The sequence below is a fragment of the Treponema socranskii subsp. socranskii VPI DR56BR1116 = ATCC 35536 genome (assembly GCF_000468115.1).
Lineage (GTDB): Bacteria > Spirochaetota > Spirochaetia > Treponematales > Treponemataceae > Treponema_D > Treponema_D socranskii.
On sequence record NZ_AVQI01000012.1, the window covers coordinates 1 to 24,746 of the forward strand.

At 50.1% G+C, this 24,746-nt stretch carries 20 protein-coding genes, 5 tRNA genes, 1 other RNA gene and 2 pseudogenes; 17 read left to right on the top strand and 11 right to left on the bottom strand.

The window, feature by feature from the left end; genetic code table 11:
* The 4 genes and pseudogenes from HMPREF0860_RS01700 to HMPREF0860_RS14285 form a co-directional block, all read left to right on the top strand.
* Positions 1-210, top strand: a pseudogene (locus tag HMPREF0860_RS01700) (hypothetical protein); the annotation flags it as partial.
* Between the two features lie 242 nt (positions 211-452).
* Entirely contained in the window at positions 453-1,331 is an 879-nt protein-coding gene (locus HMPREF0860_RS01705) for an Rpn family recombination-promoting nuclease/putative transposase (RefSeq protein WP_021330278.1), read from the top strand.
* Positions 1,332-1,476: 145 nt separating this feature from the next.
* Positions 1,477-1,671 (top strand): hypothetical protein, encoded by a 195-nt coding sequence (locus HMPREF0860_RS01710; RefSeq protein WP_021330345.1) that lies wholly within the window; start codon positions 1,477-1,479, stop codon positions 1,669-1,671.
* Positions 1,672-2,300: 629 nt separating this feature from the next.
* Positions 2,301-3,276 (top strand): annotated as a pseudogene (locus HMPREF0860_RS14285) (Rpn family recombination-promoting nuclease/putative transposase).
* A 181-nt stretch (positions 3,277-3,457) separates the two neighbouring features.
* On the opposite strand, the gene HMPREF0860_RS01725 reads toward HMPREF0860_RS14285, so the two are convergent.
* Both HMPREF0860_RS01725 and HMPREF0860_RS01730 read right to left on the bottom strand, forming a co-directional pair.
* Complete coding sequence (locus tag HMPREF0860_RS01725; RefSeq protein WP_021330272.1) at positions 3,458-4,222, bottom strand: Nif3-like dinuclear metal center hexameric protein; 765 nt, start codon at positions 4,220-4,222, stop codon at positions 3,458-3,460.
* 72 nt (positions 4,223-4,294) lie between these two features.
* Complete coding sequence (locus HMPREF0860_RS01730; protein ID WP_156002085.1) at positions 4,295-5,320, bottom strand: alpha/beta hydrolase family protein; 1,026 nt, start codon at positions 5,318-5,320, stop codon at positions 4,295-4,297.
* Between the two features lie 209 nt (positions 5,321-5,529).
* On the opposite strand from HMPREF0860_RS01730, the gene HMPREF0860_RS13130 reads away from it, so the two are divergent.
* The 4 genes from HMPREF0860_RS13130 to HMPREF0860_RS01750 all read left to right on the top strand — a co-directional run bounded on the left by HMPREF0860_RS13130 (position 5,530) and on the right by HMPREF0860_RS01750 (position 11,472).
* A complete protein-coding gene (locus HMPREF0860_RS13130) occupies positions 5,530-6,600 on the top strand; it encodes a DUF2804 family protein (protein ID WP_021330325.1) in 1,071 nt (356 codons plus the stop codon).
* 71 nt (positions 6,601-6,671) lie between these two features.
* Positions 6,672-8,639: a hypothetical protein gene (locus HMPREF0860_RS01740; RefSeq protein WP_021495438.1), complete on the top strand. Its 1,968-nt coding sequence runs from the start codon at positions 6,672-6,674 to the stop codon at positions 8,637-8,639.
* 71 nt (positions 8,640-8,710) lie between these two features.
* Positions 8,711-10,096 (top strand): cell envelope integrity protein CreD, encoded by a 1,386-nt coding sequence (creD, locus tag HMPREF0860_RS01745; RefSeq protein WP_021330307.1) that lies wholly within the window; start codon positions 8,711-8,713, stop codon positions 10,094-10,096.
* Positions 10,093-11,472 (top strand): MATE family efflux transporter, encoded by a 1,380-nt coding sequence (locus HMPREF0860_RS01750; RefSeq protein WP_021330281.1) that lies wholly within the window; start codon positions 10,093-10,095, stop codon positions 11,470-11,472. The genes creD and HMPREF0860_RS01750 overlap by 4 nt, the downstream gene beginning before the upstream one ends.
* A gap of 17 nt (positions 11,473-11,489) precedes the next feature.
* On the opposite strand, the gene HMPREF0860_RS01755 is transcribed toward HMPREF0860_RS01750, so the two are convergent.
* From HMPREF0860_RS01755 to HMPREF0860_RS01775, 7 genes are all read right to left on the bottom strand, one after another.
* Positions 11,490-12,446: a TraB/GumN family protein gene (locus HMPREF0860_RS01755; protein ID WP_038081016.1), complete on the bottom strand. Its 957-nt coding sequence runs from the start codon at positions 12,444-12,446 to the stop codon at positions 11,490-11,492.
* Positions 12,447-12,545: 99 nt separating this feature from the next.
* An RNA gene (gene ffs / locus HMPREF0860_RS13125) (signal recognition particle sRNA small type) lies at positions 12,546-12,644 on the bottom strand.
* A 4-nt stretch (positions 12,645-12,648) separates the two neighbouring features.
* Positions 12,649-12,734, bottom strand: a tRNA-Ser gene (locus HMPREF0860_RS01760).
* Between the two features lie 105 nt (positions 12,735-12,839).
* Positions 12,840-12,926, bottom strand: a tRNA-Ser gene (locus HMPREF0860_RS13730).
* Positions 12,927-12,946: 20 nt separating this feature from the next.
* Positions 12,947-13,021 (bottom strand) — tRNA-Arg (locus tag HMPREF0860_RS01765).
* 18 nt (positions 13,022-13,039) lie between these two features.
* A tRNA-Ser gene (locus HMPREF0860_RS01770) sits at positions 13,040-13,124 on the bottom strand.
* Between the two features lie 85 nt (positions 13,125-13,209).
* Positions 13,210-13,294, bottom strand: a tRNA-Ser gene (locus HMPREF0860_RS01775).
* Between the two features lie 121 nt (positions 13,295-13,415).
* On the opposite strand from HMPREF0860_RS01775, the gene HMPREF0860_RS13490 reads away from it, so the two are divergent.
* The 3 genes from HMPREF0860_RS13490 to HMPREF0860_RS01790 all read left to right on the top strand — a co-directional run bounded on the left by HMPREF0860_RS13490 (position 13,416) and on the right by HMPREF0860_RS01790 (position 17,415).
* On the top strand, positions 13,416-14,030 hold the full coding sequence (locus HMPREF0860_RS13490; protein WP_021495444.1) for a DUF308 domain-containing protein: 615 nt from the start codon (positions 13,416-13,418) through the stop codon (positions 14,028-14,030).
* A gap of 398 nt (positions 14,031-14,428) precedes the next feature.
* Entirely contained in the window at positions 14,429-16,273 is a 1,845-nt protein-coding gene (gene aspS, locus HMPREF0860_RS01785; protein WP_021330317.1) for an aspartate--tRNA ligase, read from the top strand.
* Positions 16,270-17,415 carry an FAD:protein FMN transferase gene (locus HMPREF0860_RS01790; protein WP_021330347.1) on the top strand — a complete coding sequence of 382 codons (1,146 nt, stop codon included), beginning with the start codon at positions 16,270-16,272 and terminating at the stop codon, positions 17,413-17,415. Before aspS ends, HMPREF0860_RS01790 begins: the two co-directional genes overlap by 4 nt.
* A gap of 3 nt (positions 17,416-17,418) precedes the next feature.
* On the opposite strand, the gene HMPREF0860_RS01795 is transcribed toward HMPREF0860_RS01790, so the two are convergent.
* Positions 17,419-18,258, bottom strand: a complete 840-nt coding sequence (locus HMPREF0860_RS01795; RefSeq protein WP_038081013.1) for a TetR/AcrR family transcriptional regulator — start codon at positions 18,256-18,258, stop codon at positions 17,419-17,421.
* 195 nt (positions 18,259-18,453) lie between these two features.
* On the opposite strand from HMPREF0860_RS01795, the gene HMPREF0860_RS01800 reads away from it, so the two are divergent.
* From HMPREF0860_RS01800 to HMPREF0860_RS01815, 4 genes are all read left to right on the top strand, one after another.
* Positions 18,454-19,227, top strand: a complete 774-nt coding sequence (locus HMPREF0860_RS01800; RefSeq protein WP_021330353.1) for a transporter substrate-binding domain-containing protein — start codon at positions 18,454-18,456, stop codon at positions 19,225-19,227.
* Between the two features lie 68 nt (positions 19,228-19,295).
* Entirely contained in the window at positions 19,296-19,967 is a 672-nt protein-coding gene (locus tag HMPREF0860_RS01805) for an amino acid ABC transporter permease (RefSeq protein WP_021330320.1), read from the top strand.
* Positions 19,954-20,676: an amino acid ABC transporter ATP-binding protein gene (locus HMPREF0860_RS01810; RefSeq protein ID WP_021330277.1), complete on the top strand. Its 723-nt coding sequence runs from the start codon at positions 19,954-19,956 to the stop codon at positions 20,674-20,676. Before HMPREF0860_RS01805 ends, HMPREF0860_RS01810 begins: the two co-directional genes overlap by 14 nt.
* Positions 20,677-20,690: 14 nt before the next feature.
* The gene (locus tag HMPREF0860_RS01815; protein ID WP_021330351.1) at positions 20,691-22,085 is read left to right on the top strand and encodes an MATE family efflux transporter; all 1,395 of its coding nucleotides are present in this window, start codon (positions 20,691-20,693) and stop codon (positions 22,083-22,085) included.
* A 63-nt stretch (positions 22,086-22,148) separates the two neighbouring features.
* Here HMPREF0860_RS01815 and HMPREF0860_RS01820 read toward each other — a convergent pair whose 3' ends face one another.
* A complete protein-coding gene (locus HMPREF0860_RS01820) occupies positions 22,149-22,853 on the bottom strand; it encodes a DUF3298 and DUF4163 domain-containing protein (protein ID WP_021330308.1) in 705 nt (234 codons plus the stop codon).
* A 150-nt stretch (positions 22,854-23,003) separates the two neighbouring features.
* Here HMPREF0860_RS01820 and HMPREF0860_RS01825 point away from each other — a divergent pair, with 150 nt between their 5' ends.
* Positions 23,004-23,936: an ABC transporter permease gene (locus HMPREF0860_RS01825; RefSeq protein WP_021495439.1), complete on the top strand. Its 933-nt coding sequence runs from the start codon at positions 23,004-23,006 to the stop codon at positions 23,934-23,936.
* Positions 23,933-24,736 carry an ABC transporter ATP-binding protein gene (locus HMPREF0860_RS01830; RefSeq protein WP_021330359.1) on the top strand — a complete coding sequence of 268 codons (804 nt, stop codon included), beginning with the start codon at positions 23,933-23,935 and terminating at the stop codon, positions 24,734-24,736. Before HMPREF0860_RS01825 ends, HMPREF0860_RS01830 begins: the two co-directional genes overlap by 4 nt.
* The last annotated feature ends 10 nt before the right edge of the window (positions 24,737-24,746 follow it).

A 24,746-nucleotide genomic window follows, 5' to 3' on the forward strand; every position in this document is an offset into this window, starting at 1 on the left:
GAGCATTTGCGCGGTGATTTCTGTAAAAACTGTACGGCATTGCAAAGCGTTACCTGTATGGCAGCAACTCCTCCCGCACTGGGAGGCGGAGCTTTTAGCGGCGTAGTCTTAGCCGGCGTAACATTAAAAGTGCCCGCCGCCTCGGTCAGCGCGTACGAAGGTGCCCCGATATGGAAGGACTTCGGCACGATTACGGCAATAACGCCGTAAGGAATTGGTAATGCGCTAATGGGTAATTGGTAATTGTTTTGTACTCCGCCTCAGGATGGCGGTGGTACAAACTTGAAAGTTTTAGACGAAGACTAAAACTTTAAGCTGAAAAATGTACTCTGGATGTATATTTTTCAGCAGTTTTTTTGTGTGCGTGGAAGCGCTTTCTACTTTTAAATTTACATCGCGCCCTTTTAAAGTCCTTTAATCTGTGATATAATATGACAAGTGAGAGGGCAGTTATGAGTACTTCAAACAGAAAATATAAAGACTCCGTTTTTGTCGACCTTTTCAGTGAAGACGAAAAAGCAAAAGAGAATTTTTTGTCGCTTTATAATGCTTTGCACGGTACAAATCTACCAATGTCTTGTCCGGTCGAAAATATAAAACTCGATAATGTTATGTACATGAACATAATCAATGACGTTTCCTGCCTTGTCGATGGTAAAATCATCGTGTTGGCTGAACATCAATCAACTATAAACGAAAATATGCCTTTGCGTTTTTTGGAATACATATCTCGGCTCTACGAAAAACTGCAAGCACCGACAGACAGGTATTTAAGAAAGCTGTCAAAAATCCCCACGCCTGAATTCTACGTCTTTTACAACGGCAAGGAAGACTATCCTGAAACTACAGCCTTAAAACTGTCCGATGCATTTATAACAAAGCCTGAACACGCCCCGCTGGAACTGACGGTGCAGGTTTTAAACATCAACACGGACAAAGCAAATAAAGTTTTAACGGCCTGCAAACCGCTTGAAGAATACAGCCTCTTTGTAGAAGAGGTAAGAAAGCAAACCCAACTAGACTCAGAAAACGGCTTTACCAATGCGGTAAAGATATGTATAGAAAAAGGCATCTTAAAAGAATATTTACAGAGAAAATCACGGGAGGTAATAAACATGCTAGTAGCCGAATATGATTATGATACGGACATTGCAGTACAAAGAGAAGAAAGTTTAAGGATTGGCATACAGCAAGGAATACAACAAGGCTTCGCCGACGGGTCATACCAAAAAGCACTTGAAACAGCAAAGGCTTTTAAACGGCTTGGCTTTGATATTGCCAAAATAGCCGAAGGAACAGGGCTTTCCGTTGAAGAGATAAAAGCTCTATAAGAATCAGCACTTTTGCAAATAGGCGGAGTAGATGCAAGGAGTTAGGCAAAAAAGTACCGCAGGCGTATCGGGTATACATCAAGGACACTTTTTTGCCGTGCGACGCAGCAGATACCCGCATATTTGCAAAAGAGAGGTAATAAACATGCTAGTAGCCGAATATGATTATGATACGGACATTGCAGTACAGAGAGCTGAAGAAAGACAAATAGCCTTTGCTGACGGTTCATACCAAAAAGCTCTTGAAACGGCACGGATTTTAAAACAGCTTGGGGATTCCGTAAAAAAGATAATGCAAGCGACCGGCCTAACTCAAGAAGAAGTGGAATCGATTAGATAATTTATAATTCGGTTTATTCCCGGCTTCCGTGTCGGGGATAAACCTCGAGTTTTTGCAAATCCTAACGGCTTTGCAAAAACGTCGATTACGTGCAGCGTTCCCGGCGTCGTATGAAACCTGTACGAAGCGTACAGGTTTCAACGCGAGTTTGCCTTGCGGAAAACTCGCAAGACCTACGGCTTTTGCTGCCATCCGTGGCAGTATTGCAGATAAGGCCGGATTCCAAAGGGGGTACCCCTTTGGCAGTGCGGGTACAACCGGCGCAGCTTCAAGGTCAAAAGAGGGGGTATAGGGGAAGAAAAAAACCTGCCCTAAACGGGGTGTTTTCTCCCCCTAAAAGAAACTTCGGCTTTTTTTAAGGGAGTGAAAGTGGGCAGGACGCCCATACGGGGAAAAGTCCGTCGAGTTTTCGACAGAAAACTCGCAGCTGAAAAATGTACTCTGGATGTACATTTTTCAGCAGTTTTTTTGTGCGAGGGATGAGCTCAATGCCAAAACGCCTCGTGTTCGACACCTCGTTCGTTGCCGGTTTTATACGCCAACTATGGTGGAAAAATAATTGCAAAAACTTTTCCCTTTTGTTCCTGTTTTTATACCGTCTGCGCCTATAATTAGGTACGGAGGTATGTATGAGAAAAAGTTTTGACGATTTAACGATTGCTGACGATTTTATGTTTTGCAAAGTCATGCAGGACGAAGGCATTTGCAAGCAATTTCTTGAAATGATTTTGGCAGGGCAAATCGGGAAAATCATCTACCTGTCGCTGCAAAACAGTGTTGCAGCCGGCATCGAAGCAAAATCGGTGCGGCTCGACCTGCTCGTAAAAGACGAGGCGGGGAAATCTTACGACATCGAGATGGCGTTTTCCGATAGACGTCCGTGTCTATCGGAAAACACGAGTTTTTCTAGCGAAAAACTCGCACACACACAACTTTTCCGGCGTCCTTGCCGGGACTAAACAAGCGGCATGGATGCCGCTCAAGCTGAATAGATGCGACGTTTCGACGTCAGGCGAAACTCGTAAGTCAAAAGTGTACACGGAGGTGCACTTTTGACGACGATACTACCAAGCGGCGATTGACATCGCATTCTTAGACAAGGGCGAACACTACAAAGCATTAAACGACAGCTACATTATCTTTGTGTGCGTGTTCGATGCAATCGGAAAGAATAAACCGATTTATACATTTGAAAATATGTGCCTTGAAGACCGGCACACACCCTTACGCGACGGGACAAAAAAGGTTATAATAAATGCACAAGCATTTAGAAAAGCTGAAGACAAAGAACTGAAAGGTTTTTTGGAGTACGTCAAAACCGGAACGGCGAATACGGAGTATACCGGGAGGATAGAAACGATGATACAGGCTGTGAAGAATAACGAACAAGCACGCAAAGAATACCGCTTTATGTCGGGGTTTGAGATGGACGCGAGGGAAGAGGGCGTACAGCAAGGTTTGCGGCAAGGTATACAACAAGGCTTTGCCGACGGTTCGTACCAAACAAAACTCGAAACGGCAAAGAATTTATTTGATTTAGGCTTGTCGGTTGAAAACATAGCGCAAGCTACCGGTCTATCCAGAGAAGAGGTGGAAAATCTGTAATCCGTTTTTTTAGCGACAAGGCTTTTGGCATGAATACATAGCCGGAAGATAACAACGGGTGTTGTCTGCGTGTGCACACATCGCATACAGACGGCTTTAAGTTCGCAATTGTTTGCTGCCATCCGTAGCAGACAGTCCCGCATTGTTTGAGTGTTCAAAGTGAAGCGGCGCGTCCCGCCGTTTACAATTCCGTCGGCATATCGATAAAAACCGTCTCTATGTGCAGGTCTTTTTCAAGCTTTGCGCGCACGAGGTTGACTCCGACGGTTTCGGTTTCGTAATGCCCTCCGGCGATAACGTTGATCCCCGCTTCTTTTGCATAGTGATAATCTTCATGCTCGAAAGCTCCCGTAATATATGCGTCCAGCTTCGCGGCAGCCGCCTGTTGTACGTCTTCGCCCGCTCCTCCCGAAACGATTCCGACCGTGCGTATGTCTTGCACGCCGAACGGAAAAACGGCCGCTTTTTTTTCGGGACGCATGACGAGGGAAGCAAGTTCGTCGACGGTAAGCGGTTTTCGAAGCACGCCCTTTACACCGATCGTCATATTCCGCCACTCGCCGAAGGGTTCCGTTTTTTTCAGGCCGATGCGTTCGGCGAGTCCCGCGTTGTTTCCGACCTTTTCGTGCGCGTCGAGCGGAATGTGATACGCACACAACGCGACATCGTTTTTAATAAAAGCGGCGACGCGTTTGTAGTGCACGCCGGTCAAAACCGTACAGTCGCCCCAAAACAATCCGTGGTGAACGAAAAGCACCTGCGCGCCGAGAGCGACCGCTTCGAGCGCGGTCGCTTCGCAGGCATCGACGGCAAATGCGATTTTATCGACGGGTTTGTGTTCCGGATCGCTGTTTTGAATTTGGATGCCGTTGCGCGATACGTCGTGCGGAAAATTTTCCGGGTGTAAAAACGAATTAAAATATTTGTCGAGTTTTGCGAGCGTCATAGTTTCGCCTCCCGATTATTAAAACGGAGCTGCCGAAAATCGGTCGGCTTTTACAGCAGCTTCCGCAGTCTCTTATCGAATGCGTCGAACCGTCTCCGACACAAGGGAGCGCGGAACGCGCAACGCCGTATCGCGTTCGACACCGAAAAAAGAAGCAAGCAGCGGATCGGTCTGTTCGATACAGCCGAAACCGGGCGTACGGTATTCGGGAACGCTGTCGAGCGCAAGCGCCCCCGTTACGTTTCCGTTCGTCTGCCTGATAAAATCGACGGCTGCCCCGTCGGCCATACCGTCGCATGCGATAAATAATTCGACTCCGCTTCCGAATTTTCGTCTCGCTATATCCCGCATTGCGCCGAATTCGCGGATCATGCCGAACGTGTAAAAATCCTTTTGGCGGGAAAAGCGTTCCGCTTGCAGGAGATAGGATGCGATCATCGAATATTTGCGGAAGATGCGCAAATCGGCAAACGAATTGAACCAGCGCCCGTCGGCAGCATAAAAATCGCAGGCGAGCACCGTATAGCCCTGCGCGGCGAGCAGCATCATGTACGGCCGGTACGAAGCGGCATCGGCACGCTTATCGCTTCCGACGATAACGACGGGAGACGATTTTTTTTCGCCTGCAGGTTCGTATATATAGAGCATTGCGGAAGTCTTTTCAAAGTATTCCGCTTCGGTAAAGCCCGATGCAAAGGATCCGGCAAGCCTTGTTTTCGTTTCCGCGACGCCGAAGTCTGCGGGGTCGAGTGCGACGGGTATATACCGTACGATAACGCCTGCAAGCGCCAGAGAAGCGATGAAAATGCATACCGACAAAACGATAAAGACGAAAGAATAATGATCGACGTAGAGCTTCGACGCAAAGCGGAAAAGCGCGCGGGCATTGGTAAAAAGCGCGATCACGGCAAGAACGAAGAGAGCGGCGGAAATGCAATCGATATTCCATGAAAAAATCTGCAAAACGACGACGGCAAGAGATACCGGCACGAGAACGGCTGCGGTGTCGACGCGTTCGTATTTGAGAAAAAAAATCCGCGCGCTCGAGCACGCAAGCAAAACCGCCGCAAGCAGATCGCCGAAAACGGAATGCACCATAGGCGTATCATAGCTGAAACAAGTAAAATGCGCAATCGAAGCGTACAGCTCAAAAATGCGCACCTCACGTATCGACTCACGTAAAAAGCAAACCCAATGCGCGGAATTGCAGGACCGGCATTTTTGATATATAATAGAATGGGTGTTTTTAAAAACTGAAGTTTTTGGACAGCCCCGAGTATAAAAGTTTACCGTTTCAGAGGTAGAGATTGTATTCCAGGACAGTAAGCGAATCGCCCGAATCGATTGTCGCAGACGGTACCGCGCAGTTCGGTACGTTTTCAAATCCGCCGCAAAAGCTCGACATCAAGGGGATTAAAGCTCCGTTCGGCGGTATTCCGATCCCTGCGTTTTTAACGAATTTCCGAATCAAAAGCCGGCTCGCTTATATGTTTTCGATCGGCGATTATATCGGCATGGTCGAATTTTTCGACGATAAGCTGTTCGGACTCGCGGAAGTAATATTTTGGTACCGATCCACCGGTAAAAAATTCGTCTATCATACGTTTATGCTCCCGCGCTTCCGCTTTGTTCCGATACGGCTCGATAAAGCCGCCTGCGTCAATCACAAAAAATCGCGCTATATCCGCATTTCGTGGAACCGCAAGCGCGACCGCATATCGCTCGTGTTCAGCGTAAAAGGCGATGCCTCTCGTCCTGCGGCGACGGGTATGTTCGTGTCTCACTTCAGCGATCCGCTGCACTCCGAGCTTGTCGTCGTTGCACCCGCTCCGACAACGAGGCGCTGTTCGGCTTCTTGGCTCACCGCGATGTGTACGGAAGGTTCGCTCAATCTCCTCGCGGGAAAAAAGACGCCCGCCGTTCCGATGCGGAATACGTCGGGGCTCGCGTTTATGGTGATGAACCGCACGTATTACCGTTACCATTCAAAAAGCAAAATGATGTGCGGTCTGGGCGACTATGAGGGACGAAAATTGCTGTTCCGCTTTACGATGACGAATATGGATTCCGAAGAAGCCGACGACTGCAACGAAAACGTCGTCGTATTCGACGGAAAGTTGACGCCGATGCCCGCCGTGACGATCACGCATCCGTTCGGCAGCGGCAAAACGTGGATCGTGCAGGATACCGAATCTATGGTCGATTTAACGTTTACGCCCGTGTCGATCAGCAAACGCGTTTTGAGCATCCTCGTCATGCGTACCGATTACAGCGCAATTTTCGGTACTTTCGACGGCGTACTGCTCACCGGTACCGGAGAAAAACTTACGCTGAAAAATTTTCCCGGTATCGTGAAAAAAAGCAGACTGCGTATCTGAAGATTTTCAAAGCGGGCAGCGATCGATCTTCATTCGGGTAGGTCGCGATTTTTTCCAACGGAGGTGTGGGAATGGCCAACGAATCTCTCAATAAAACCGCTGATTGGGCGCCCGGTACGCTCGATAAAACGAGAAAGGCTATAGGTGATATCGATCCGCAAGAAGCGGCGACGATGGCGAAAAAACTCGGAGGCGAAGTGTTAAATGAACGCTCGATTCTTACCGATCCGTCTTCGAAAGGAATAACGCACGCTCGCCGTCCCGCGCCTATTCCGTCCCGCAGCGTTTCGGGTACATCTTCGGGAAACCGTGCAAAACCATCCGATGCGCGAACTTCGCAGCATACGGCCGTAAAGCACAGGAGAAAAAACGATCTGCAGATGCTTCATCCGAAACTCTGCGCGGAAATCGACAAGCTTATGATGTCGGACGAATACCAAATCAAAGCGAATTACGGTATCTTTAATTTTATCCGGCGCTTTCAAAAAGACGGAACGGAAAAAATTTTGCCGGCGTTCTACGACGTAACCCTGAAGCTCTACATCGATCAGATGGAAGCTTTTATCACCGTCATTAAGATGCTCATACAGATGGCGCCGAATACGTACAAAGCGAAGATCGCCGGCGGTGCCGATATCAAATTCAAATTCCTGCGAACGGTTGCCGGATGGACGATGCAAGACATCAAATTCTCATACGACGATCTGTTCGCGCTGCCGCAGCCGCTGCTCGTATGCGATCTCATACCTTTTATCCGCGTAGTATATCGCCCGCTCATGACGGTTTATTATTACGGCAGTTCAAAGATCCCGAAAATTATTAAGGAGATCTACGCCGACGAAATCGTCTATCCCGATACCGACAAAGAAAAGCTCCAATCGCTCGCAAAAGAAGCGATCACCAAGTGGCTCTACATCGATACGGAAATCATCAGGAAATTATATCCGCTGCTCATGCGCATGTGTTCCGATACCTATGAAGCGTATCCGGTATTTTTTTCGGCAAAAGTTGCGGACATCCTGCAGTTTATCGGTCTTCACAAATTCGACTTACTGCTTCCCGATAAACCGAAAGAAGCCAAAGCACCCGAACGAAAAGAAAACATCGTACACGAAGTGCGCGGCAAGCGCGATGAAACCGTCAACACGGGGTTAAACTTGCTCGACCGGCTGTTTCCCGAAGCCGGTTTTCAAAAACTCGATATGCACCCCGATCTGTTTCCGTATTTTCAGCCGCTCTATAAATTCGATGACGGCTTTAATATTTTATCGCCGTCGAATCCGATACAGCTGACGATCGTATTGCTTCGCATCATTGAAGATTTTTTTCAGGGATGCCGTAACATCTCTTTTGTTAAAGAGGAAACGGGCAGCGCTCAATCGGATTCGATCGATGCGGTACTCGATACGTGGTCGGCATACAGGGAAGACGTTTTTAATAAATTATATGCCGAACCGCTCATCTACTTCACCAATCAAATATATTCTCAAAGCGATTTCGAATCTTCGTCGTTCGGCAAAAAATCGATTACGGCGCTTTTATGGCAGGCACAGTATCACTTTTTACCCGAGTTGAAATTCAAGCCGCTCGTACTCGAGCGTCCCGCAAACGACAGCAAATATCCGCCATTGTATAAGCGCGTCGACTTTGTGCGGAAATACCTTACCCGCGCCGCAAACGCATGCGACGCCGTAGCGCACGTGCACGGAACCGTCGATTCGATACGCAATCCATGGGAGCATTATCGCTTCGATATTCCGAATGAAATTTCAAAGCGGCTCGACGTTTTGCTCGGTGCACAAAACACGACGGCGACGACAAATGCGACAAATGCAAATTTATTAAAATACACGCTGTGCATCGTCGCCGTGCTCGACTGGTGGCTCAACAATCCCGACAGTCCCGCATATTCAGTACCCCCGACGCAGATATACCGCATTTCGGAAGAGGACGGCAAACCTCAGTTTTCGGTACCGGAGCGTCACGATCAAAATAAATTGTTTGCCGAAGCGATACGCACGGCATATCAAAAAAAATAAAAGTGAGTCTCGAAAAACTTCAATTTTTTGAGGCTTTCCTATGTTTAAATATCTTTTACGGAGTTTTTTTTATGGACAAAAACAAATTATTAAATTCGGTCGGAAAAATCGGCGTCAAACCGTTTATCATCCTCATACTCGTACTGCTGTTTTTAATTCCGCTGCACATGCTCGATTCTCTCGTCGACGATAGAAAATCGTATCAAAGGGACGCCGTGCGTTCCATACTCGAACCGAAGGGAGGCGCTCCGGTCATCGAAGGCTTCGCACTCGCCGTACCGTTTAAAAAGACAGTCGACGTATGGGAAAACGGAACGAAGAGGACGGAGCGGAAAACGAGCCACATCGTATGCGTACCGGAAATGTGGAACATGCGCTTTTCCGCAAAACCCGAATACTTGACACGCGGCATTTTTAAAGCGCCGGTGTTTTCGGGTACGGTCTATTCCGACGGCGCATTTTCCGCAGCCGACTATTCGTATAACAAAATAGACGAGCGCGATATCGTGTGGAGCGAATGCGTTTTGATGCTCGGTATTTCAAACAAAAAGAATTTAACAAAACTGCCCGCCGTCACGGCCGACGGAACGCCGCTCGAAATGTCGCCTATGTCGCCCGATGCGGCAAGTCCGTTTTCAAATACGGTGTTTTACAACGTACCTGCCGAATACTGCAAAAAAGGCTTTGCTTTTACTGCGGAAACGGCTATCCAAGGCGGGCAGTATTTTGCCGCGATGCCGCTTGCCGGCGATAATACGTTTTCCGTCGAATCGACGTGGCCGACGCCCGGCTTTACAGGCGGCTGGCTTCCGACCGAGCGCAGCATTTCCGACGCGGGCTTTTCCGCAGTGTGGAATATCGCAGGTCTTTCGACCGCTTTTCCGAAAGAGTGGATCGCCTCGGAAAAAGACGATGCGCCTTCCTCGTCGCGCAAGTCCAATCAAAAATATGCGTACAATTCATACGACAGCGACGACGCGGAAACCGTGCAGATCGATTTCGTAACACCGGTCGACAATTATCAAAAAACCGAGCGGAGTATAAAATACGCGCTCCTCTTTTTAATAATTCCGTTTATCACGATATTTATCTTTGAAATTTTTACACATATAAAAATCCATCCGGTACAGTATTGTTTGATAGGTCTCGCCGATGTGATCTTTTACCTGCTGCTCCTGTCGGTTTCAGAGCACATTCCGTTCGGTACGACCTATTGGATCAGTTCGGCTGCAGTGAGTTTTCTTTTGCTGTTTTATGCATCCGCGATTTTCAAAAAACCGAAATGGGGAGCCTGCTTTGCGCTCGTACAGATGACGTCGTATATATTTTTGTTCGGCACGCTGCAAGCCGAAGATTACGCGCTTTTGATCGGCAGTCTCGGTTTGTTCTTCGTCGTTACGCTGCTTATGGTGCTGACGCGCAAAATCGACTGGTACGCCGCACAGGAAGAAAATTGAAGGAAGCGCGGGGACAGATCGCCCTTGCAAAATTATTAAAAGAACGGAACGCTGTTCCGAGCGCTCGGCTTTTGTCGTATGTGTGGCGTTTCAGCGTACCCGGTATGCTCGCTCAAGTTTCTTCTATTTTGATGCAGTATATCGACGCGGCGATGGTCGGGCGATTGGGCGCACAAGCGGCGGCTTCGATAGGGCTCGTTTCACCGGCACTGTGGATGTTCGGCGGATTGACGCATTCGATTGCGACCGGCTTTACCGTGCAGACAGCACAGGCGGTCGGTGCAGGTGACGGACGGAGAGCAAAGCGCCTGCTGCGCCAAGCGATCGTCGTGTGTACGATTTTTTCGAGCGTCGTCGCCTCTCTGAGCGTTTCGGTAAGCGGCATGCTGCCCGCGTGGCTCGGAGCCGAAGATGCGATCAGGGGCGACGCTTCATTTTATTTTTCGGTCTTCCAGCTCGCGCTCCCGGTTTTTCAAATCGTGTATTTGATGAGCGGTATGCTGCAGGCATCCGGCGATATGAAAACTCCGGGCGTATTGAATGCGCTCATGTGCGCTCTCGATGTCGCATTCAATTATCTGTTTATCGTCATACTGCATCTCGGAGCGGCGGGTGCGGCGTACGGTTCCGTGTGCGCAGCCCTTGTGACCGCCGTTTTGATTTCGTATTACACGCTTCGAAAATCTTCCGAACTTGCGCTTATCGAAAAAGATACGTGGAAAATCGATAAAGGCGATTTTAAGCGCGCTCTGAAGATCGGCGTACCCGTCGGTGCCGAACAGACGGCGTGGAGCGGAGCCGTCGTCGCATCGATGCGTTTTATCGCACCCCTCGGTGCCGTTTCCCTAGCGGCGAATTCCTTTGCCGTAACGGCCGAATCGCTGTGTTATATGCCCGGCTTCGGTATAAAGGAAGCGGCCGTAACCCTCGTCGGGCAGAGCGTCGGAGCCCGGCGGAGCGATTTGTCGAAACGTTTTGCCCGGCTCACGACGGCGAGCGGCATGATCGTGATGACGGCGACGGGTGCACTCATGTATGCGATCTGCCCTGCCGTGTTTGCCTTCCTTACGACGGACGCAGCCGTGCGAGCGCTTGCAGTACGCGTTTTGCGCATCGAGCTGTTTGCCGAGCCGCTTTTCGCCGCCTCCATTGTCGCCTCCGGCGCCCTTCGCGGAGCGGGCGATACCCTCGTTCCCGGCATCATGAACCTCGTAAGTCTGTGGGGAGTGCGCATCGTACTGACGGTTTTACTCGTGCCGAGATTCGGATTGTACGGCGCGTGGATCGCGATGGGCATCGAACTCTGTTTTCGCGGTACGATTTTTTTAGTGCGGCTTGCCTCAACGAAGTGGGAAAAAGCCGCGTATGCGGGATAAGAGCGGGCGAATCGATGTCAGTGAGAGAGTTTTCCGTTTTTCCGCAGATAGGAAAATACCGAATTCTCTCCGATAAAGTGTCCTGCTCCGGCAAAAATAAAAGTCGTCCCTCCTTCGGAAAGCCATACCGCGATTTTTTTTGCCCATGCTCTGTTCCTTTCGGTAAAAGTTTTTTCGTAGTACGCTTTGTACAGCGCTGCTTTGGCGGCCGGTTCGCCGTCGGTTCGATACGATTCTTTTAGAAGCGCATCGAGAGAAGCGGCATCGTCTGTAAGGTACGCGTCGTAGAGCTTTCGGACATATTGCTCGATGTCGTTCGCTCCGGCAATATCGTCGAGTACGTCTTGCAGCATGACCAGCTGTTCATCGTATGTGCCGAATGCCAGTACATCAAACTGCGTTTCCAAATCGTCGAGGCCTTCCATCTCCCTGTTTTGCCGATAAGACAAAAGCATAAATTGACCGTCGAGTCCCTGCTCTGCGGAAAGACCGGAGTTCGTATAGACGAGGGATTGAAGCGAAAGATTCGTTACCCACGGTTCGAAGAGATCCGTTTGTTCGGCTTCGGCTTTGCCGAGTACGGAATAGAGCGCACGTTTTTGTTCGATCGTGAGCGCGTCCGAGATACGCCTCCCGCCAGCGCTGCGGACGCTTTCGCGTATGCGGTTTTGCAGTTCGTTTTGAAACTTCGCCCAATCGGCCGTTGAAATCTCTCCGACGATCCTGTCCGTGGAATTCCACGCTTCGACGACGGAAGGCGCAAGCGGATACAAGCGTTTGTCTCCGACGTGAATCGTCCCCTGTATGTATACGACGGAGGGTTTGCCGTCTGCGTCGATACCGTCGATTTGCCAAAACATGCGTGCACGTTCTGTGACGTACGCTGTGTTTTTTACCGTTCGGTTCGACGCGCAGGAAACGAATGCACTCAATACGAGCGGCAATAAAATCAGTGTGATATTCTTTTTCACCATCTTTCAGCCTTTTTTTTTCGGCGTTGAACACCGTTTTTTGATTATGGGAACGCAGCTATCCGAAAATTTCACTTGACTCCCTGCATTCGAAACAACAAAAAAGCCCAGGTAATCCACGGCACGCCGCACATCCGACTACCGCTGCTGCATTCCTGCTCTGACGGGGTTTGCCGGCGTTCGGCTGCATGGCACCTGGGCATAACGGAAAGAGGGGGATTCGAACCCCCGGTGCCTTTTGGGCACGCACGCCTTCCAAGCGTGTACCTTAAACCACTCGGACATCTTTCCTAAAATATTTTCAGTATAAAATAATAAGATGAATAATAAAAACGATTTTTGCTCGGCGCTCGCTCCGGTTCGAATCCCTTAACGGTATCTACGATGCACGCTGACCGGAAAGAGGGGGATTCGAACCCCCGGAACCCAAAAGGGTTCAACGGTTTTCGAGACCGTCCGGATCGACCACTCTCGCATCTTTCCTTACGCGGCTATAAGCCGTACGAGACTAACACGATTCGAACGTGCGACCCCCACCTCCGCAGGGTGGTGCTCTAATCCTGCTGAGCTATAGTCTCAAAAAAAAATTAACAATACGGAAGCGACAGGAGTCGAACCTGCCCAGCCCTTACGGAACTGACGGATTAGCAATCCGTTGTATTACCGCTCTACCACGCTTCCGATTCGTCCGACGGCGCCGTAAACGATGCACGAGCGATGCCCATTGAAAACCGATGCGATAAAAATCACAGGCGATTTTGCTGTCCGGAGCGAGAGGGATTCGAACCCCCGGAGGATTGCTCCTCAATAGTTTTCAAGACTACCTCCATCGACCGCTCGGACATCGCTCCAAAAGACGTAGTATTAGCATATCAAATTATCGCTTTTTGTGTCAAGTATAAGATCGGCGATTTCTGCGACCGTGACAAACGAAACCTTGTTGATTTACACATAATCGAGTATATTTATATTATGAGAAAAACAGATTTTATGCTCGGCGCACTGCTTGCAGTCGTTGCGCTCATGATGATCATAGCGCCGGAACAATGTATAAAAGTCGCCGTTATCGCCCTCGGTATCGAAGCCGTCGTAAACGGCATATTCAATTTAATTAAAATACGGCAGCTCGTCGATGACAAATCGTTTCAGCTCACCGTCCTCGTTCGGAGCCTTATCAGCATCGTCATCGGCATCCTCGCGATCGTTTTGCCGCTGCGCTTCGCCGAAGCGATGTGGACGATTATGCTCTATGTACTCGCAGCGTACCTCCTCGCATCGGCCTTTCTCGAACTGTACATGCTCGCAAAACTCCGCGATACGAATATAGAGCGCCGGCGCTATATGCTCGAAGTGATCATATCGTTTGTCGGCGCGATCGTATTGTTTATCGTACCGCAGCAAATCGGTCTCATACTCGTGCGCATCCTCGGCCTTTTGCTGCTTGCGGTAAGCGCGGGGTATATATTATTCGAATGGCACGATCGTCCGATCGTCGTCGATGAAGTCGAAGTCGTAGACGACATTCAGCCGCCCGTTTCCGACGCGCTGCCGAAAACCGATACGGAAAGCGGACGTACGGAAAAATAAAGCGTGCCGGTACATTAAAATTATTAATTAGCCGAGTTTGGTGTGTAAAACGGATGGAATAAGGAACGAGACGTCGTTGGACAGCTCTGCGTACATCGCCTGCTCCGGCTTGAGCAATTTCAGTTCCGTAGAAAAATCTCGGTATGTTTTTATAAGGGAATGATGTTTTTCAAGTGTAATCACATAGGGGAAGGGATAAACCGGCTGAAACTATACATCCGTGTACATTCTCAGCCCCGAATTTTTACCGCAGTTACCCTTGCTTTTACTGTCAGTTTACTCTTTCTATCTACTTTTCAAGGCTGTCTGCGGTATAATCATGCGGCGGACACTCTTTCGCGTGACGCCTCCGCCGATTCTCTTCCCACTTCAAGCGCAATGTATTACAATGCGACATTATGGAAAATTTAAAACGAAGCGTTACCTGCGGAGAGCTCCGAAAAAGCGATGTCGGTAAAACCGTCGTCTTAAACGGCTGGGTACATCGCACTCGCGATTTGGGCGGCATCTTTTTTATCAGTCTGCGCGACCGCTACGGCATAACGCAAGTGCTCGTCGGACCCGGCGCAGCGGAAAGCGTCAAAAAAACTGCGGCTTCGCTCAAAAGCGAATACTGCATTGCAGTACACGGCACCGTTTCCGCGCGGGGCGATAAAGACGTCAACGCCGATATGCCGACGGGTGAAATCGAAGTCGCGGCCTGCGATATCGAAATCTTTACGGCTTCCGATCCGCTGCCCTTTGCGATCGACGAAGTGCGCCAAAAAGACGGAAGTATCGTATTGCCGAATGAAGATTTGCGTTTAAAATACCGCTATCTCGATTTGCGCCGCGCTCCGATGCAGCATCATATCATATTGCGCTCTCAAGTGACCTTTGCCGTCCGCGAATATCTTACACAGCAGGGCTTTCTTGAAATCGAAACGCCGACTTTTATTAAATCGACGCCGGAAGGTGCCCGCGATTATCTCGTGCCCTCGCGCGTGCATGCGGGGAAATTTTATTCGCTGCCGCAAAGCCCGCAGCTGTACAAACAGCTTTTGATGGTTTCGGGTTTCGATAAATATTTCCAGATCGCCCGATGTTACCGCGACGAAGATGCACGCGGCGACCGGCAGCCTGAGTTTACGCAGATCGATATGGAGATGAGCTTTACCGACCGCGAAGAAGTGCTCGGCGTAACCGAAGGCATGATGGGCTATGTTTTTAAAAAGACGATGAACTTCGATTTGCCTCTGCGCTTCGACCGGCTTTCGTGGGAGGACGCGTTCGATTTGTACGGTTCGGATAAACCCGATCTCCGCTTCGATTTGAAAATGCGGGACGCGGCTTTTATGGCAGAACTCTCGGACTTCAACGCGTTCAAAGCGGGAGCTGCAAACTCAGGGCGCGATATCGAACGGCACAAACGCTCGGCGATAAAAGCGCTCGTCGTCAAAAACGTCGCCGACAAGTACAGCCGGAAAATGATCGAAGCGCTCGAAGCGGTTGCAAAGACGTATAAAGCGAAGGGGCTCGTGTGGATGAAAGTCGACGGTTCGGGTGCGTTCGAAGGCGGCATCTCTAAATTCTACGCGGGCAAAGAAAAAGAGATTTGTGAAAAGCTCGGCGCCGAAAAAAACGATTTGCTTTTGTTTGTAAGCGACGAAAGATGGCAGACCGCCTGCGTCGCACTCGGTGCCGTGCGCAAGCAGCTCGGTAAAGAGCTCGGCCTCTATGATCCCCGTGATCGGTTTCACTTTGTGTGGATTATCGATTTTCCGTATTTTGCGTGGAACGAAGACGAGAGCAAGTGGGAAACGGAACACCACATGTTTACGCTTCCGCAAAAAAAATATTGGGACACTCTCGAGCGCGAGCCGGGTGCCGTCAAAGGCGATCTCTACGATTTGGTGCTCAACGGCTACGAGCTTGCATCCGGTTCCATGCGTATCAACGATCCCGAACTGCAAAAACGCATTTTTAAAATCGTCGGCTACAGCGAAGAGCGCGCGCAAAAAGCGTTCGGTTTTCTCGTGCGCGCATTTCAATTCGGCGCTCCTCCGCACGGCGGCATCGCACCGGGTCTCGACCGCCTTATCATGCTCATGGAAGGGGAAGAGAGCATCCACGAAGTGATCGCCTTTCCGAAAAATAATTTGGCCGCTTCTCCGATGGACGAGAGTCCGAGCGAAGTGGAGCGGATACAGCTCGATGAACTGCACATCGCGGTAACCGAAAAGGAAGATGCAAAAGACGTATGAAAAACGTTTTCGGTTTTAATGAATTTAATAAAATCGAGAGGGGTCGCGCTTTAATAAAACGCTGTTTCGGAGTGCCTTTGTTCAGACAATATTTTCAAAAATCGATATTCGCCTTATTAATTATTATTTTTTCTATTTGCTTTACTTCCTGCGAGCGTACTGCGGATCCGCGTACCGAAGCCCTTATGGGAACGGTGTGCACGGTGAACGCGTACGACGACGGCACAAAATCGCTGTACGACGAGCTCTTTGCACGGCTGCATGAAATCGACGAGACCTTCAGCGTCACTATCGACTCGTCGGAAATCTCCGCGATAAATAAAGCTGCCGGTGAACGAAGCGTTTCCGTTTCTCCCGATACGGCTTACGTCGTTAGATCTGCTCTCGCCTTTGCGGAACTCACCGGCGGCGCCTTCGATCCGACCGTCGGCCCGCTCGTAAAGATTTGGGGCATCAATACCGATCACGCGCGCGTACCCGAAAAAAGCGAAATCGATGCGGTGCTGCCCTTGATAAACTGGCGCGATGTTTCCGTAGCGGACGACAATACCGTCATGCTCAAACGGCGCGGTATGACGCTCGATTTGGGCGGCATCGTCAAAGGCTATGCTGCAGACGAATTGACGAAAATTTTAAAAGCGCGAAAAGTACGCCGCGCCATCGTCGATTTGGGCGGCAACATCTTCGTGTACGGCAAAAAAAAGGACGGCTCTCCGTGGCGTGTCGGCATTAAAGATCCGAACGATCCCGAAGGCGTGCCGGCTATCGTTTTGAATGTGGCAAATTCGACGATCGTGACGAGCGGCGTCTACGAGCGTTTTTTTACGGAAAACGGCGTACGCTATCATCACATACTTGACGTAAAGACGGGATATCCTGCAGCCAGCGGTTTGCTTTCTTCGACGATCGTGTGCGAATCGAGCATGGCGGCCGACGCGCTTTCGACGAGCGTTTTCGTGCTCGGCAAAGAAAGCGGTATGGAGCTGCTGCACAGGATACAGTCGTCGGCCGGTACGCCTCTTGCCGAGATTCCGGGGCTTCACGCGCAAGTGCTCGGCATATTTATCGAAGAGGACGGAAGCGTAAGCGCATCGAAAGCGCTTGAAGGTTCGCTCGAAGCGCCTGCCGTAAGGTTCGAATAGCCGTCAGCGTGTCCAATACGCTTCGGCTCTCGCGATGATTTTTGCAAGCGCCGAATCGTCGGGGGGAAGAGCAAAGAGGCTCCCCGCGCCGCTTTCGGGATTTCGCCTCAGCATTTCTTTTTTTTCGACGATGTACGCACCCAACTCCGCACTCAGCTCACGCGCAAAAAAGAGGGCGCGTTCTTTGAACGTATCGGATGCCGCCGTCTGCAGCGTATGCGGTGCATCGTTTGCATCGCCTGCCGTTCCGCGCTCACCGTTTGCAGGGCGTTCATTTTTTTCCGTTGCATCTGCAGTCTGCACGCCGTCCGCCTGCCGCATATTTCCCATTCGGTTTGCATTCCCTGCGCTTCCCGCATCGAGCGCGCTCGTTTGTTCCGCTTTACTTTTCGTGCCCGGCAGTTTTCCGCAAGCAGCGAATCGCGCAATGAGAGATGCCGTATCGTCCGCGATCTTTTGCGTTTCCCGCTCCGCCGACAGGGCGGCTTCGGACGAAAAAAATTTACTCGAATGGATAAACGCGTACATTTGAAAGAGAGGTTCGATTTCGTACGAACGGAAATACTGTTTGACGATTTTTGCGAGCGCATCGGAAAACGGAAGCGAAACGAGTGAATCCGCACTTTCGGGAATAAAGCGGACGCCGCTCATATACTCGGCGCAAAAATCGATCGCCGCTTCACAGATAGCATCCCTGCTCGAAAAATGATTATAGAGAGAGGCTTTATTTACGCCGAGGAGAGAGGCGATGTCGGCAAGGGAGACGGCGCCCGCGCTTTTTTCAAACGCACACATGAGAAAGGCTTGTATTATTTTATCGCGGTCGATCCGTTTTTTTGCCATACCGTCATTATATCGAAATGCGGCGTACGTGTAACGGGTGCGGACGGCATACGCGTTTATTTCATCGCGAGCGTTGAAAGACCGTCGGCTAATAATTGACATTTTGGGTACCGAATTTTATACTTTCGTAAACGGACAAAACTGCATACGCAGTCTTTTGTCCCTTTTTTCATTTTGCACAGGAGACATAACAGTATGAAAAGAATTATGTTTGCACTTTTTGCTGCGGCAGCTTTATTCGGTCTGATTTCGTGTTCGAAAAAAGCGCAGGTGAACATCGCTTCGGCGGAAGATTTGAACGGCAAAAAAATCGGATGTCAGGCGGGAACGACGGGTGAAATCTATGTTCAGGACAACGTAAAAGACGCAACGCTGAAATCGTTTAAGACGGGCATGGACGCGGCTCTCGATTTGAAAAACGGCGCGATCGATGCGATAGTTCTCGACGAACTGCCTGCAAAAGAAATCGTAAAGCGAAACCGCGACTTAAAGGTGCTCGATATCCGCTTTGCAACCGAAGAATACGCGATCGCCGTAAAAAAAGGAAACGCAGCTTTGCTCGATTCGATCAACAAAACGATTTCCGCGATGAAAACGGACGGAACCTATGAAAAACTCGTAAAGGCGTTTATGCCTGCCGACGGCGCCATCGTCGTTCCCGAAGCGATTGTGTCGAACGGAAGTGAAATTATTAAAATGGGAACGAACGCCGCCTTTCCCCCATTCGAGTATATCGAAGGTACGGATCCTGTCGGCTTCGACGTAACGATGAGCCAGATGATTGCGCGCGACTTGGGGAAAAAGCTGCAAGTCGTCGATATGGCGTTCGACGGACTGATCGCGGCTCTTCAATCGGACGCGATCGATTTTATTGCTGCAGGTATGACTGCAACCGACGAGCGCAGAAAAAACGTCGATTTTTCCGAGCCGTATTATTCATCGAATCAGGTCATCATCGTTCGAAAATAATTGATAGTATATGACACTTTTGAGCCGGATATCGCATTCGGCTCGAAGCGATTCACGAGGAGCGGATTGTGTTTCAAATATTCTATGACACGATGATTGCGAATATGCGATGGAAGCTCGTATTTTACGGACTCGGCACGACGCTGCTCATTGCGATCTGTGCCGTCCTCATCGGTTCGGTGCTTGGCTGCACCTTCGCTCTTTTTAAAATTTCAAAAAACAAAGTGCTGCAAAAGATTTCCGAAATTTATACGACGGTTATACGCGGCATACCGATGGCGACGCAGCTGATGATTTTTTATTTTGTGATCTTTTCTCCGATCGGCATAAGCAATGCGGTGCTCGTCGCGATCATTGCCTTCGGCATCAACTCCGGCGCCTACTGTACGGAAATTTTCCGCGCAGGCATTCAGGGGGTCGATGCGGGGCAGACCGAAGCGGGCCGCTCGCTCGGTCTTTCGTGGCGGCAGACGCTTGTTAAAATCGTTATGCCGCAGGCGTTCCGCGTCATCATTCCGACGTATACGAGCGAGTTTATCGCACTCATCAAAGAAACGTCGGTTGCAAGTTTTATCGCGGTAGTCGATCTGCAAAAAGCCTGCGACAATATCCGCAACGCTACGTACAACGCATGGCTTCCGCTCCTGTCGTGCGCGGCGGTCTATCTCTGCCTTACGGTCGGATTGACAAAACTGTTTTCGATTTTCGAGAGAAGGATGGCGCGCAGTGATCGAAGTTAAAAATTTAATAAAAAAATTCGGAGGAGACGCGGTTCTCAACGATATCTCCGAAACGATCGTTAAAGGCGAAAAGATCGTCATCATCGGGCCTTCAGGTGCGGGTAAGAGTACGTTTTTGCGCTGTCTTAATCTCCTCGAACGCCCGGACGGCGGCAGCATTTTTTTTAACGGAGTCGATATAACCGCCGAAAAGACGAACGTCGACGAACTGCGCGCAAAGATGGGCATGGTATTTCAGCACTTCAATCTTTTTCCGCACTTGACCGTTTTACAGAATATCACGCTTGCGCCCGTCACGCTCAAGCGCCGGACGAAGAGCGATGCCGAATCGAACGCGATGAAACTCCTCGCGCGAATCGGCCTTGCCGATAAAGCTTCGACTTATCCGTCGAAATTGTCCGGCGGACAAAAGCAGCGCATAGCGATCGTGCGCTCGCTCGCAATGAACCCCGACGTGATGCTCTTTGACGAACCCCCGCGCGCGCTCGATCCCGAAATGGTCGGCGAAGTGCTCAGCCTCATGAAAGGGCTTGCCGAAGAGGGCATGACGATGGTCGTCGTTTCGCACGAAATGGGATTTGCACGGGAAGTCGCCACGCGCGTACTCTTTATGGACGGAGGAGTCATCGCGGAATCGGGAACGCCGGATGATATTTTCAACCGGCCGAAGTGCGAACGTCTGCAGCAGTTTTTAAAATCGGTTTTGTAAAAATTATTAATCCTATGCCTGAGACCGGTTTGTTATTTTCGCCGAAGGATTTGCGGCGCCTCATTTTGCCGCTCATCGTTGAACAGCTCCTTTCGATATTTCTCGGCATGGCCGATATCGTTATGGTGTCGACACTCGGCGAAGAAGCGGTGTCGGGCGTCTCTCTCGTCGATTCCCTGAACGTATTGCTCGTCCAGCTTTTTGCAGCTCTCGGCACGGGAGGCGCCGTCGTTGCCTCTCAGTATATCGGGCACGGCGCTCACGATATGGCATCCAAAACCGCAAAGCAGCTTCTTTATACGATCGTCGCCGCCTCTCTTGCCGTTTTGGCGCTCTGTCTCGTATTTAACCGGCAGCTCCTTTCGTTTTTATTCGGCAGTATCGACGACGGCGTTATGAACGCTTCCCGCACGTATTTTTTTATTACGATTTTTGCGCTCCCTTCGATCGGTTTGTACAACGCGTGCGCGGCACTGTTCCGCGCTCAGGGTAATTCCCGCGTGTCGATGCTCATCTCGCTTTTGATCAATGTTTTGAATATCGGCGGCAATGCGATCCTCCTCTACGGTTTTCACCGAGGAGTCGAAGGAGTAGCGTTTCCGACGCTCGTGTCGCGAACTGCTGCGGCCGTCGTTTTGCTTGCGCTTTTGTACAAAGGCGGTGAATACAACGGACATCCGGCCGTTTCGATACGCGGCATATTCCGTTTCGAATTCGACGGAGGAATCGTCAAGCGCATTCTTGCAATAGGAGTGCCGAACGGACTTGAAAACAGTATGTTTCAAATCGGAAAGATACTCGTGCTTTCGCTCATCGCGACGTACGGTACGACGGCGATCGCCGCAAACGCCGCGGCGAATACGCTCGCTTCGTTTGAAACGCTGCCCGGTTCGGCGATGAGTCTTGCCATGCTCACGGTCGTAGGCCAGTGCATCGGAGCGGGAAAAATGGAACAAGCCGAATACTATACGAAAAAACTGCTCGCGCTCGCATTCGTTTCGATTGCCGCTCTGAATATCCCGTTCCTTTTGTGTTCGCGCTCGATCTTGAGCCTGTATGCGCTTTCAACCGAAACGACACGCCTTGCCTGGTATATGACGCTTTTGCACGGCGTGTGCGCGATGCTCATTTGGCCCGTGTCGTTTACGTTTCCGAACTCGCTCCGCGCCGCCGGAGACGCCGTGTTTACGATGATCGTTTCTATGATTTCGATGTGGGTCGTACGCATCGGCATGAGCTATGTACTCAAGTGGACGGGGATGTTCGGCCTTACGGCACAATTCGGCTGGCCGCTTTCCTTCGGCGCCCTCGGCGTCTGGTTTGCGATGATACTCGATTGGATCGTGCGCTCGTCGTGCTTTGTGTACCGCTTCCGAAGCGGCAAATGGAAAGGAAAGCGCGTCATATAGAAAACCGCCGCAGTGTGCGGCGGTCGAAATTATTTATTAATTAAAAAATTGCGTCAGGCAATTTTATTTCACAGCTGCAATCGTAACTTTCTGCACGCCTTCGGAATACGGCGCGACCGTATAGGGCTCGAAATAAACGGTGAGTTTTTTGCCGTCGTACGTGAACGTCTGGTAATTGCTCGCTTCCGGTATGGTGCCTTCGGCGATCCAGTCCGTGCGCGCTTTTTGCGCTTCCGCTTCGTTTCCTCCGTAGCTTAAGTGCTTCATAAAATAATCTTTGCATTGCGTTGCAATATCTTTGACCGATAAGCCGGACGCTTCCGTAATCGACACTTCTTTTTTCAGCGCTTTATCGTAGGTGATCGAGTCGAGCAGCGTTTCTCCGTGTGCGCCTCCTTCATAGCGGTACGCCGTAAAGAGCATCGAAATATAGTTGTCGCTTACGATGATCGAATCGCATACGGCTTTATATTCGAACGGCGGAATTTTTTCGGCGGAAGCGCTCTTCGCGCTTTCGATTTCCTTTCTCGTTTTTTGTGCGGACGATTTGAAGTCATCGTACGCGCCGAGCGTGCGCGATTTAATAAGAGAATTGAGATCATCGAATCCCGCAAACTGAGGATAGGCGATTTCCGCTTCGAAGACGGCGTTTTTTTCGGAAACCGTCGTCATTTTGTAAGGAGCCGCTCCCTTTTGAGATGCGGTTTGACATCCTGCGAATACGAGAGACGCAAGCACTGCAGAATACACGATGTGTTTTATTTTCATAAAAACCCCTATAAAAACTTTTGTCAAACGGCGGCGATTGTATTAAAACGGATACGCATCTGCGCTTGCCGTTTCGGATTTGCCGCCTATTCACATAAATGAAAAAAAATATTACTATCAATAGTTACAAGAAGGTTATGGGGAGTCTGCATGATTTACGGTATTTTAATCGAAGGCTTGATATACGGCATTATGGTGCTCGGTGTCTTCGTGTCCTTCCGCGTTATCAATTTTTGCGATATGACGGTCGACGGAGCCTTTCCGCTCGGCGGCTGCATCCTTGCCGCGTGTTTGCTGCACGGCATACCCCCCGTTTTCGCGCTTTCGCTCGCATTTTTCGGCGGCGCTTTTGCAGGGCTCGTCACGACACTCATCTATACGCGCTTTCGCATACCCGATCTGCTCGCCGGCATCCTCGTCATGACGATGCTTTATTCGATCAATCTCCGCATCATGTCAAACCGTGCGAACATATCGTTTTTGCGCATCGAAACGGTATTTTCAAAGAGCGCCGCATGGACGGAACGCGTCTTTCCCGCACTTCCTCCTGAAGCGGGCATCCTTTTGTTTTTAATAATTTTCGTCGTCGTCTTAAAAGGACTCCTCGATCTCTTTTTTCACACCGACATGGGCTTGACGATGGGTGCGCTCGGAGCGAACGAACAGATGGTCGTTTCACAGGGCGTCGATCCGAAAATACTCCGCGGCATCGGCGTGTCTTTCGGGGACGGACTTGCAGCCCTTTCGGGTGCCTTTGCCGCAATGTACAACGGCTTTGCGGACGTGGGAAGCGGTACGGGCGTCATCGTCGGAGGGCTTGCCTCCCTCATGCTCGGAGAGTTTATCATCCGTTCAAATAAGATTTCGATGCAGACGCTCCGCGTTTTGCTCGGATCGATTTTATACCGCGCGCTCATGTTCGCAGGCAGAAGCTACGGCTATCGGATCGGCTTGACGAGCAACGATCTGAAACTCGTCACCGGTTTGCTTATCATCCTGTGCCTCCTCATATCCAATTTGAAAGGCAAGGCGAATTTTAAATCGCATCTTTTACGGCCGACGAAAGCGGGAGGCGAAGCATGATTGAATTGAAAAATATTGCGATAACGTTCAATCCCGGCACTGCCGATGAAAATGTGGCGCTTAAACATATCGATTTGACGATTAATAAGGGCGACTTTATCACGGTGATCGGATCGAACGGAGCGGGAAAGTCGACGCTGTACAATGTCATCGCCGGTACGCTCTCTCCGACTGCCGGAACGATTTCGCTTTCGATGAACGGCTCCATACGCGACATCACGAAAGACGAAGAATACAAACGGGCACTGTACATAGGGCGCATCTTTCAAAATCCGCTGCTCGGTACTGCGGGGAAAATGTCGCTTGAAGACAATATGATGATATGCAGCAAAAAAGGCTGGAAGGGTTTGAAGATCGGTTTGAACACCCGCACGCGCTCATATTTCCGAAGCGAACTCAAACAGCTGAACATGGGACTTGAAGAGCGCCTTTCCGACAATGTCGAACAGTTTTCCGGCGGACAGCGTCAGGCCTTGACGCTGCTCATGGCGGTTATGTCGCGTCCCGCTCTCCTTTTGCTCGACGAACATACTGCCGCCCTCGATCCTTCGAACGCCGCCCTCGTTATGAATTTGACAAAGCGCTTTGCGGAATCCTACAATCTCACCGTGATGATGGTGACGCACAATATGCAGCACGCGCTCGAATACGGCAATCGTCTTATCATGATGGACAAAGGCGAAATCATTTTCGACATAGCCGGAACCGAAAAAAAGAATTTGACGATGGACGATATCGTGCAGCGCTTCCGCTCCATAAAGAAAACGGCGCTTACGAGCGACCGGCTGATATTACAATGATATCCGATTA

Coding starts and splice junctions, on each gene's coding strand:
- HMPREF0860_RS13490 (WP_021495444.1), top strand. CDS start 13,416: ATGAGAAAAACAGATTTTATGCTCGGCGCACTGCTTGCAGTCGTTGCG.
- HMPREF0860_RS01790 (WP_021330347.1), top strand. CDS start 16,270: ATGAAAAACGTTTTCGGTTTTAATGAATTTAATAAAATCGAGAGGGGT.
- HMPREF0860_RS01755 (WP_038081016.1), bottom strand. CDS start 12,446: ATGGTGAAAAAGAATATCACACTGATTTTATTGCCGCTCGTATTGAGT.
- HMPREF0860_RS01820 (WP_021330308.1), bottom strand. CDS start 22,853: ATGAAAATAAAACACATCGTGTATTCTGCAGTGCTTGCGTCTCTCGTA.
- HMPREF0860_RS01730 (WP_156002085.1), bottom strand. CDS start 5,320: ATGGTGCATTCCGTTTTCGGCGATCTGCTTGCGGCGGTTTTGCTTGCG.
- HMPREF0860_RS01710 (WP_021330345.1), top strand. CDS start 1,477: ATGCTAGTAGCCGAATATGATTATGATACGGACATTGCAGTACAGAGA.
- HMPREF0860_RS01830 (WP_021330359.1), top strand. CDS start 23,933: ATGATTGAATTGAAAAATATTGCGATAACGTTCAATCCCGGCACTGCC.
- HMPREF0860_RS01740 (WP_021495438.1), top strand. CDS start 6,672: ATGGCCAACGAATCTCTCAATAAAACCGCTGATTGGGCGCCCGGTACG.
- HMPREF0860_RS01705 (WP_021330278.1), top strand. CDS start 453: ATGAGTACTTCAAACAGAAAATATAAAGACTCCGTTTTTGTCGACCTT.
- creD (WP_021330307.1), top strand. CDS start 8,711: ATGGACAAAAACAAATTATTAAATTCGGTCGGAAAAATCGGCGTCAAA.
- HMPREF0860_RS01795 (WP_038081013.1), bottom strand. CDS start 18,258: ATGGCAAAAAAACGGATCGACCGCGATAAAATAATACAAGCCTTTCTC.
- aspS (WP_021330317.1), top strand. CDS start 14,429: ATGGAAAATTTAAAACGAAGCGTTACCTGCGGAGAGCTCCGAAAAAGC.
- HMPREF0860_RS01825 (WP_021495439.1), top strand. CDS start 23,004: ATGATTTACGGTATTTTAATCGAAGGCTTGATATACGGCATTATGGTG.
- HMPREF0860_RS01800 (WP_021330353.1), top strand. CDS start 18,454: ATGAAAAGAATTATGTTTGCACTTTTTGCTGCGGCAGCTTTATTCGGT.
- HMPREF0860_RS01725 (WP_021330272.1), bottom strand. CDS start 4,222: ATGACGCTCGCAAAACTCGACAAATATTTTAATTCGTTTTTACACCCG.
- HMPREF0860_RS01815 (WP_021330351.1), top strand. CDS start 20,691: ATGCCTGAGACCGGTTTGTTATTTTCGCCGAAGGATTTGCGGCGCCTC.